At 72.6% G+C, this 10,003-nt stretch carries 7 protein-coding genes; 2 read left to right on the plus strand and 5 right to left on the minus strand.

Features of this window, described 5'->3' with window-relative positions:
* Window positions 1-50 precede the first annotated feature (50 nt).
* On the minus strand, window positions 51-1,676 hold the full coding sequence (locus GPA10_RS28755) for an amidohydrolase (RefSeq protein ID WP_157168036.1): 1,626 nt from the start codon (window positions 1,674-1,676) through the stop codon (window positions 51-53).
* Between the two features lie 427 nt (window positions 1,677-2,103).
* Window positions 2,104-2,799, minus strand: a complete 696-nt coding sequence (locus GPA10_RS28760) for a TetR/AcrR family transcriptional regulator (RefSeq protein WP_157168037.1) — start codon at window positions 2,797-2,799, stop codon at window positions 2,104-2,106.
* Window positions 2,800-2,866: 67 nt separating this feature from the next.
* On the opposite strand from GPA10_RS28760, the gene GPA10_RS28765 reads away from it, so the two are divergent.
* The gene (locus tag GPA10_RS28765) at window positions 2,867-4,306 is read left to right on the plus strand and encodes a purine-cytosine permease family protein (RefSeq protein WP_157168038.1); all 1,440 of its coding nucleotides are present in this window, start codon (window positions 2,867-2,869) and stop codon (window positions 4,304-4,306) included.
* Window positions 4,307-4,309: 3 nt separating this feature from the next.
* Here GPA10_RS28765 and GPA10_RS28770 read toward each other — a convergent pair whose 3' ends face one another.
* From GPA10_RS28770 to GPA10_RS28780, 3 genes are all read right to left on the minus strand, one after another.
* Window positions 4,310-6,085: an ABC transporter ATP-binding protein gene (locus tag GPA10_RS28770; RefSeq protein ID WP_343041424.1), complete on the minus strand. Its 1,776-nt coding sequence runs from the start codon at window positions 6,083-6,085 to the stop codon at window positions 4,310-4,312.
* Window positions 6,078-7,829, minus strand: a complete 1,752-nt coding sequence (locus tag GPA10_RS28775) for an ABC transporter ATP-binding protein (RefSeq protein ID WP_157168039.1) — start codon at window positions 7,827-7,829, stop codon at window positions 6,078-6,080. Before GPA10_RS28775 ends, GPA10_RS28770 begins: the two co-directional genes overlap by 8 nt.
* A 132-nt stretch (window positions 7,830-7,961) precedes the next feature.
* Entirely contained in the window at window positions 7,962-8,765 is an 804-nt protein-coding gene (locus tag GPA10_RS28780) for a siderophore-interacting protein (RefSeq protein WP_157168040.1), read from the minus strand.
* Between the two features lie 243 nt (window positions 8,766-9,008).
* Between GPA10_RS28780 and GPA10_RS28785 the strand changes: the two genes are divergently transcribed.
* Window positions 9,009-9,911 carry an ABC transporter substrate-binding protein gene (locus GPA10_RS28785; RefSeq protein WP_343041425.1) on the plus strand — a complete coding sequence of 301 codons (903 nt, stop codon included), beginning with the start codon at window positions 9,009-9,011 and terminating at the stop codon, window positions 9,909-9,911.
* Window positions 9,912-10,003 lie beyond the last annotated feature (92 nt).

The raw sequence follows: 10,003 nt of genomic DNA on the forward strand, positions 1-10,003 counted from the left end.
ATCCTCGCGCGGCGTGCGTCAGTGCGAGGCGGACGGGGGCTGTGCCGGTGTCACAGTCGGGTGTCCCGGTGGACGGGTTCGCCGTCGACGACGGTGAGCAGGACCGGGAGGTCCGGCAGTTCCGTGGCCTCGGTGGTCAGCGGGTTGCCGCCGAACGCCGTCAGGTCGGCGCGGTGGCCGACCGCGATACGGCCCGCCTCGTGCTCCTCGCCCGCCGCGTACGCGGCGTTGACGGTCATGCCCTGGAGGGCCTCCAGGGCCGTGAGCGCCTGCTGCGGGCCGTGCGGCGGGAGGGTGAGGTCCCGGCTGGGGCGGCGGTGGCGGGCTCCCGCCATGACGCCGAGCGGCGGGGACGGGGCGATCGGCCAGTCGGAGCCGAGGACGACGACGGCACCGGAGTCGTGCAGGTCGCGGCAGCGCCAGGCCCGGGAGGCCCGCTCCTCGCCGAGGCGGCGCGACCAGTTGTCGGTGTGGTCGGCACGGGTGAAGTCGCAGCAGTGGGTCGGCTGCATGGAGGCGACGACGCCCAGTTCGGCGAACCGGCGCAGGGTGTCGTCCGGGACGGTCTCGATGTGCTCGACGCGGTGCCGCACCGGCCTGCTGTCCTCGGCCTGGGCCTTCTGGACGGCGTCGAGTACGTGGCGTACGGCGGCGTCACCGATGGCGTGCGTCGCGGTGGGCACCCCGGCGCGGTGGAGTTCGCCGACGACACGGGTGTACTCCTCGGGGTCGGGCCAGAACGCATGCCGGGACTCGCCGTGGCAGTCGGGGTGTTCGAGCCACGCGGTGCCGTTGTCGATGGTGCCGTCCATGAAGATCTTCACGCCGCGGGTCTGCCACAGCCTGCCGCCCGTGCCCTGCTGCTCGATGAGCGCGCGCACGCCGTCGGCACCGGTGCCGGGCTGGCACCAGGGGGCCACTCGCAGCCGCAGCGGCAGCCTTCCGGCCGCGTCGAGTTCGCCGTAGAAGGCGAGGCTGTCGCCGTTCGCGTCCATGGCGTGGCCGCCGGTGAGGCCCGCGGCTGCCATGGTGTGCAGGGCGGCGGCGAGCCGTTCGAGCCGTTCCTCGCGGGTGGGCTGCGGGGCGGCGCCCTCCACGAGCGCGCAGGCGGCCTCTTCGAGGAGCAGTCCTGTGGGGCGGCCCGCGGCGTCGCACACGACCTCCGCGGTGGCCTGGTCGAAGGTGCGCGGACCAGTGACCCCGGCCAGTTCGAGGGCGCGCCTGCTGGCCAGCATGGAGTGCGCGTCGAAGAGCAGCAGCAGGGCGGGCACGCCGTCGAGGACGGCGTCGAAAGGGGCGATCCCGACGGGGCCCCCGGCGAAGACGTTGGGGTCGAGGCCCCAGCCCTGGAGCCAGGCGCCGGGGGCGAGGTCGCGCACCGCGCGGGCGAGTGCCGCCCGCACCTGCTCCACGTCGGCGCAGCCCGACAGGTCGAGGCCGTGCGTCAGGTCGGCGCCGGTGGCGGGGTGGATGTGGCCGTCGACCAGGCCGGGGGTCACCACCGCGCCGCCCAGGTCGAGGACCGTGGTCGAGGTGTCGGCGAGCGAGCGGATCTCCGCGTCGTCGCCGAGGGCGGTGATGCGCCCGGCGGCCGCGGCGAGCGCGGTCTGCGGCAGCAGCTCACCGGTGACCGGGTCGAGCAGCCGGGCCGAAAGCAGGACGAGGGAGGTGCTCATAGGGGCTCCTTGGCTCTGGTGGGCTCAGTGCGGGGGGTGCGGGGGGGCGGGGGGCGATTGGGACCGCCGAGTGGGTTCCCGACGGACCGGTGGGCCGCCGCCGGGCCCGGGTCTAGGTCCGGGGGTTGATCCGTGGACGTGGGTGGTCGGTTGCGGCCGGGCGGCGGCTGCCGAGGACTGTGGATGTGGGCGGTCGGTTACGTCCGGGCGGCAGTCGCCAAGGACAGTGGACGTAGGCGGTCGGAGACGTCCGCGCGGCAGCCCCCGCGGACAGTGGACGTGGGCCATCGCTTACATCCGCGCGGCAGCAGCCCCCAAGGACAGTGGACGCGGACGGCATGCGGCCGTCGGCGCGTCGCCGATCGGCAGGGGCGGCGTCCGGCACTGCCGGGACGGCGGAAGCGCAGGGCCGACGGGCGCGTCGGCGTCAGCGCGCGGCCCCCCGGGGTCCGCCCACCCCACCGGAGTCGGCCGTCGGAGCCGAGTCGTCCGGCATCGCCCCCAACGTACCCGGGGCGAGGCCGAGTTCACGCTCCGCCGTCGTGACCGGGAGCCGCCGCACCGCCGGCGGGTCCTCGCTCGTGGCGGCGCTGTTGACGAGCATGCCGAGGCCGTCGAGGACCACCAGGATCTGAATGGCCGTCACCAGCGGGTCGGCGGTGCGGAATTCGCCCTGTGCGACGCCGTCCCGGATGAGCGCTTCCATGCGGTCGCGCCAGGCGGCCTCCTGGACGCCGACGCGTGCGCGCAGGGCGGGGCGGTACCGGCTGAGGTGGCGGGCGTTGAGCCAGAGGCGGCTGATGTCGTCGTAGGCCTCCCCCGTCGTCCGGGCGAGGAGCCGCGCCAGATGCCGGGTGGGCGTGGCGCCCGACCGGTCGGCCGGGAGGAGTTCCTCCAGTTCGGAGGCGGCGGCGGTGCCGTAGGCCTCGGCCACGAGGTCGTCCGCCACCGGGAAGTAGTGGCTGATCAGACCCGGCCGGACGTCGAGCTCCTCGGCGACGCGCCGCAGGGTGATGCACTCCAGTCCCTCGGTCAGCGCGACCGAAGCGGCTGCGGCAACGATTTCCGCACGTCTGGCCGCTGGAGATTTGCGGATTCGTTTGTTCGGAACGCTTGACGGCATGGAATCAATGCTATTGAGTGTGCGACCAATAAGCAAGCAGGTGCCATATCAGCATCCGGAGGGCCGCATGGCATCCACGATTCCCGACCCGCACGAGAGCACCTGCGCGGACCGCCCGGAGGCGCCGCCCGCCGCGGACCGGGCGGGGCGCGTCGAGGCCCACGGCATCGACCACATCCCGGAGCGGGAACGCCACGGCCACCCGCGGCAGTTGTTCTCCGTCTGGGCGGCGGCGAACGTCAACTACCTGAGCCTCGTGATCGGCGGCACCCTCGTCCTCATGGGCCTGACCCTGGCGCAGGCCTTCGCGGTGATCGTGGTGGGCAGCCTGTTCTGGCTCCTGACGGGCCTGCTCGCCGTATCCGGCCCGGCGGCGGGCGCGCCCAGCGAAGTGATCACGCGCGCGATCTACGGAATCCGCGGCAACCGCGTCAACAACGCGGTCGTCGGCTGGATGATCTCCGTCTGCTACTTCGCGCTGAACCTGGCCGCCGCCGCGACCGCCGCCTTCTCCCTCGTCGAGAAGGCCGGTGTCACGGCGAGCACCGGTGTCAAGGTGGTCGTGGTCCTGGTCGTCGCCGCGCTCACGCTCACCATCGGCGTCTACGGCCACGGCATGATCATGAAGTTGTATCTGCCGATCACGCTGGCCCTCGCCGCCGTGTTCGCCGTCGTCGCCGTCGGCGTGTTCCGGCACACCGACTTCTCGTACGCGCCGTCCACCGCGCCGAGCGGCACCGAGTTGTGGACGATGCTGCTGGCCGGGGTCACCCTCATCGGTGCCGGGCCGCTCTCATACACCACCAGCGCGGACTTCGCACGCTATCTGCCGCGCACGGCGTCGCGGCGGGCGGTCATGGGCTGGACGGCGCTCGGCGGGTTCGTGCCGAGCGTCGTCGTCTGTTCGCTGGGGGCCTGCGCCGCGACCGCGGTCGACATGACGGATCCGCAGTCGGGGCTCCAGCAGCTCCTGCCGGGCTGGTTCGACCCGGTCTTCCTTCTCGCCCTGGTCCTCGGCACGATCGCCATCAACGCCCTGACCGCCTACAGCGCGGGGCTCGCCCTCCAGGCCGTCGGCATCCGCATCCGCCGCTCCCTGAGCGTGCTCGCCGACGGGACCGCCGCCGTCTCCCTCACCCTCTACGGGCTCCTCGTCTCCGACTTCCTCGACACCGTCAGCAACGTCCTTCAGCTCACCGTCGTCCTGCTCGGACCCGCCATGGCCGTCTACGCCACGGACATCGTGCTGCGCCGCAACCGCTACGACGGGCCCGCCCTGATGGACGAGACGCCCACCGGCCCCTTCTGGTACACGGCCGGGGTCAACATGGCGGGGGCGCTCGCCCTCACGGGGGGTGTCGCCGTGTCCGCCCTGTGCGTCAACACCCTGTACACCGGGCCGATCGCCCACGCCCTGGGCGGCATGGACCTGGCCCTGCCCGCGGGCATCGTCGTGGCCTCGGGCCTGTACGTCCTCCTCGCACGCACCGCGCTCAGGGGAGCCTGACGCTCACGGGGAGCGGACCAGCACCGACCCCTCGTCGAGGCGGACCACGCGCGGCAGCCGCGCGATGGTGGACTCCCGGTGGGCTATGACGATGAGGGTGCGGTCCGCGCGCAGGGTGTCGATGGCCGCCTCCAGACGGTGCGCCGTCTCCGGGTCGATGTCGGCCGTCGCCTCGTCGAGGACCAGGACGGCCGGGTCGACGAGGGCGGCCCGCACCAGACCGACGAGTTGCAGCTCGCCCGCGGAGAGCATGCCCTCGCCCCCGCCGAGCCGGGTGTGCAGGCCCTCGTCGAGACCGGCCACCCAGTCCGTGAGGCCGAGGTGCGCGACGGCGGTCCTGACGCGGTCCTCGTCCGGGTTCCCGGGCACGAGGCCCAGGTTCTCAAGGACGGTTCCGTCGATCATGTGGACGCGCTGGGGGACCAGGACGACACGGGTGCGCAGCTCCCGCGGTGTGAGGTCGCGCAGGTCGACGCCGTCGTAGCTGACGCTGCCGGAGTCGGGGGTGTAGAGGCCGGTGACGAGTTTGGCCAGCGTGGTCTTGCCCGCTCCGGTGGGGCCGACCAGGCCGATGCGCTCACCCGGTGCGATACGCAGGGACAGTCCGTGCAGGACCTCGGTCGCGGTCACGTACGAGTAGTGCACGTCGTGGACTTCCAGGGGGCCGCGTGCGGCGGTGACGAACTCCTTGTGCGTGCTCGCGTCGTCGGCCTCGCCGACCTCGTCGGCCTCGTAGGCCTTGTCGGCCTCGTCGGTGTTCGCGGGATCGCCGTCGTCCGCCCCGGGGCGTCCGGACGTCACGTCGAGCAGGTCGAGGAGCCGGGCGAGCCCGACCAGTGTCAGCTGGAGCTGGCCGACCAGGTTCGAGGCCTGCGTCGCGGAGTCGAAGAGCTGGCGGGTCGCGAGGACGAAGACCACGACGGCGCCGACGCTGATCGTGCCCTCGTCGGCCAGCCACCCGCCGACGAGCAGCAGGACGGCGGTGGTGACGCCCTGCACGACGCGGGAGAGGCTGATGACGAACAGCGAGCGCTGGCTGCGCCGTGCGCTGCGGTAGCGGTGCTCGCTGTCCTTGAGGAAGCGCTGCCGCCAGAATCCGACGCCGCCGCTGGTCTGGAGCATCTCCCGGGACTGCACCAGTTCGCGGTAGGTGGTGGCCACGGTGCCCGCGGCGGCCGCCTCGGCGGCGAAGGCCGGGTTCGCGACCCGCTTGAACAGGCGCAGCACACAGACGATCGCGGGCACGAACACCACGAGCAGGACCAGCGTCAGGAGGGGCGAGTAGGTGAGCAGGAGCACCGTGGTGAAGAGCAGATAGCCGGCCACCGTGAGGACGTCGGGCAGCTGTCCGCGGACGAAGTTGGCGAGGTCCGCGATCTCGGTCGTCGTACGCCGCAGCAGGTCCCCGGAGGGGTGCGCCTCCAGGAAGCGCAGGGGGGCGCGGGACAGCCGTTTCACCGCGAGGTCGCGCAGCCGCCGTACGACGCGTTCGCCGACCGTCGTCAGGAGCAGCTCCGCCTGCCGGAAGAGGACGAGGCGGGCCACCGCGAGCGCGGCGAGGACGGCCACGGCGGTCATCAGCCCGGCGCGGTCGCGCTCCAGGAGCTGGTCGACGCCCGCGCCGATCACCGCCGGTACGGCGACCGCCGTGAGGGTGGCGGCGGCGCTGCAGCCCAGGGCGGTGACGATGCCCCGCTTGTGGTCGCGCATATGGGGCCAGGCACGGCGCAGTACGGCGCGCTGGTCGGGGGTAGCGGTCAGCCGCTGCTGTTCAGCCACCGTGGGCCACCTGCTCTTCCGTCTCTTGCGTCGTGGGGGCGGCCGCGGCCGGGGGCTCCTTGAGGGTGACGACGGTGTCGGCCGCCTCCAGGAGGGCTTCTCGGTGGGTGGCGCACACCACGGCCGTTCCCTCGGACCAGGCGCGCAGCCGCTCCAGGACGGTCCGTTCCGTGGCGGCGTCGACGGCGGAGGTGATGTCGTCGAGGAGGAGGACCGCGGGGCGGCGCAGCACCGCGCGGGCCAGGGCGAGGCGTTGGAGCTGGCCGCCGGACAGCGTGCTGCCGCGTTCGCCCACCTCGGTCTCCAGGCCGTCGGGCAGACCCGCGAGGAAGCCGTCGAGGGCGGCCACCGCGCAGGCTTCGCGAAGGTCGTCGTCGGTGAGGTCGGCGCCGAGACGGAGGTTGTCGGCGATGGTGCCGCTGACGGTGACGGGGCGCTGGGGCACGAACGCGATGCGCGCGTGCAGCCGGTCGGGGGCGACGTCGTCGAGGGAGGTGCCGGCGAAGTGGACCGTGCCGCCCGCGGGGGTGGCGAGGCCGGCCAGGATCCGCAGGAGCGTGGTCTTGCCCGAGGCCATGGGGCCGGTGACGGCGACGAGTTCACCGGGGCGGGCGGTCAGGGAGACGGGGGCGAGGACCATCCTGCCGCCGGCCTCGGCACTCACCCGCACGGCGGTCAGCGTGCCCTGGCGCGGCATCAGCCGGCCGCCGTCGGCGGCCCCGGCGGGCGGGATCGTCAGGACCTCCTGGAGCCGGCGGGCGGCCGTCACGGCCTGACTGAGCTGGCTGAGCCGCAGGGTGAGGACGCCGACCCACATGACCAGCATGCTCATCCACCCGGCGAACGCGACGATGCCGCCCACCGTCATGCTGTCGCGCAGCACGGCGAGGCCGCCGAGGCCGAGGCCCGCGGCGAGGGCGGCGGCGGGCACGAACGGGGAGAGCGCGGCCCAGTTCGCCGAGATCCGGGCGGTGCGCAGCGTGTGCTCGCTGACCGCGGCGCTGCGGGTGGCGTGCCGTCGTACCAGTTCGGGTTCGCCGCCGATGCCGCGGACGGCGGCGCTGGCGGAGAGCAGTTCCTCGACGGCGTCGGCGCGGCTGCCGTGGGCGGCGGAGAGGGCCGTGTTGGCCTTCCCGAAGCGCTTGGGGAACCAGTAGGTGTTGATCCACACCAGGGGCGGCACACAGACGAGGCAGACCACGGCGAGCAGCGGGTCGAGGCGCACGATGGCCACGATCATCACCACGAAGCCGATCAGGCCGGTCACGAAGGACCCGAAGCCCATCAGCCAGATCCGTACGAGGTCGACGTCGCGGGTGCCGCGCATGCCGAGGTCGCCCTCGCCGAAGCGGCCGAGGGCGCGGGTGTCGAGCGCGGAGATCCGGTCGGCGAGGGCGAGGTAGAGGCGGTTGCCCTGGAGCGTCCCGGACACAGTGGCGAACCAGCCGAGGACCATCTCGGCGCCGGCCGCGGCCACGCCCGCGAGGACGATCGCGAGCGACCAGCGCAGCAGCGCCCCGTCGTCGTGTCCGACGATGCCCCGGTCCACGGCACGTTCGATGAGCCAGGGCATGGAGATGAGGGCCAGTTGGTAGACGAGGCCACCGAGCACCGACAGGGTGACGAGGACGGCGCTGCCGCGCAGACATCCGGCGAGGAGGCGCAGCGGTTCGGCGCGGGCAGGTGCCGCGGCGGGCGGGGCGGTGGAGGTCGTGGCGGGCGCGGCGGTGGGGGTCGTCGTCATGCCGCACGCCCCGTGCAGAGAACCAGCATGGCTCCGTCGACCTCCGTCGGTGGTTGCGGGTGTCGGTGGCGGCCCTCGCCACCGGGACGGCCTGCGCGGCCGCGGCCGTGGTGTGCGTGCTGCATCGCGCGCTCAGACCTCGCTGTCCTGGGTCTCGCCCCGGGTCCAGTAGGCCGTGAGGTGGGTGTCGGCGCGTGCGACGCCGCGGTCGTGCACGAAGTGGCGGCGCAGGCCGCGTGCGGTGTCCCGTTCGGCGGCGCCCCAGATGCGGCCGCGTCCGGTCGGCAGGTCCAGGTCGAGGGCGTGCTCGCGCAGCAGGTCCCCGGCGGGTCTGCCGTCGCGGTGCAGCCAGCGCACGCGGGCGTCGGCGCGGGTGGGGAGGTCCTGTTCCTCGTCGCGGTCGGCCACCTCGACGAGGACGTCCGTGCGGTGGCCCGGGGGCAGTTCCTCCAGCAGGACGCCGATCGCGGGGAGCGCGGTCTCGTCGCCGAGCAGCACGGTCCACCCGGGTCCCGGCGCCAGCGGGTAGGCGGGGCTCGGGCCGAACCAGATGGCCTCGTCGCCCGGTTGCACGCGCTGCGCCCAGCCGGAGGCGAGCTGGTCGGCGCCGTGCAGGACGAAGTCCATGTCCACCTCGCCGCGTTCGGGGCGGTGCCGGCGGATGGTGTAGCGGCGCAGCCGCGGACGGGCCGTGGACAGCAGCCGTTTGGCGCTCTCGGTGGTGAAAGGACGGGGCAGCTCGACGTCCGGGTCGTAGAAGTACATCGCCACGTGCTGATCGGTGCCGTTGCTCAGGAACCCGGTCAACTCCTCGTCGCCGAAGGTGATTCGAGCCATACGAGGTGTGACACGACACACCTCGCGCACCCGTGTCACATGAAGACTGCCTGGTCGGCGGCTTGCGTTGTGCTGCTCTTCGCCCGACACGCCACTCATTCCTCGAAAACCCCTCACAGCGAACTTCCCGACCGATGCCCTAGATCTTGCTCGGAAGGAGTAACTTAGGCAAGCCTTACCTTTCCCGGCCTGGTCACAGGCGTGGGACGAGCAAACCGCAAGCACGACGGAGGAGTTCGAGAAATGCCCCGTTCACGCATCATGTCCACATCCCTGGACCGGAGACGGATCCTGGGAGGACTCACTGGCACAGCGGCGCTCCTGGGGCTGTCCGCATGCGGCGTGAGCGAGTCGTCGGACAGCAACAAGGGCGACAAGAGTGACAAGAAGGGTGAGGGAGCGGGCGACGGCGGCGCGCGCAGCGTCAAGACCGACGACGGCACCGTCGAGGTGCCCCGGAAGGCCGAGCGCGTCGTCGTCACGGACAACTACGCGGCGCTGATGCTCCTGGAGCTCGGCCTCGTGCCCGTGGGTGTGCCCGACGGCACCGCCGTGCAGACGCTGATGCCCGAGAAGGACTACGCGCGCCTGAAGGACGTCAAGACCGTCGGGGCCGCCGGTACGCCCAACTCCCAGGCGATAGCCACCCTCAAGCCGGACCTGATCATCGATCAGTTCTACCGGGCCAAGACCAAGCCGCTGGGCGACATCGCGCCCGTCGCCTTCTTCGACTGGGGGACCAGCGGCGCGCTCTGGCACGAGCAGGTCGCGAAGGTCGCCCGTGCCGTCGGCCGCGAGGACGAACTCACCGGGCTCAAGAAGAGGTACGAGACCCGTCTCAAGGAGGTCAGGACCAAGTACCGCAAGCAGATCGCGACGTCCACCTGGGCACCCCTCAGCGGCGGCCCGAGCGGCAAGTTCTTCCTCGGCACCCCGCTGGTGACGGTGATGCGCGAGGTAGGCCTGAAGATCGGCGCGGGCCTCCCCGATGACGAGGCCGGGTTCGTGACCCGCAGCTACGAGGAGATCGACGTCCTGGACGACTGCACCGCGCTCATCTACCCCGTGCAGTTCGACGGGAAGCCCACGCCCACCACCAAGCAGCTGCTCGACCAGAAGCTGTGGAAGAAGGTCCCCGCGGTGAAGGCGGGCCGGGCGTTCACCTCCAAGCACTTCCTGATGCCCAACTACACCTTCGCCCTCGGTGCCGTGGACGAGATCGAAGGCATGCTCCAGAAGCTGTGACAGCGCCGGTGGGCGCACGCCGTGTGCGCCCGCCGTCCGCCGTCCGGGCGGCCGTACGGGGACTTCCGTACGGCCGCCCTTCGCCGTGCCGC

Origin of the sequence: Streptomyces typhae (assembly GCF_009755605.1) — a bacterium.
GTDB lineage: Bacteria > Actinomycetota > Actinomycetes > Streptomycetales > Streptomycetaceae > Streptomyces > Streptomyces typhae.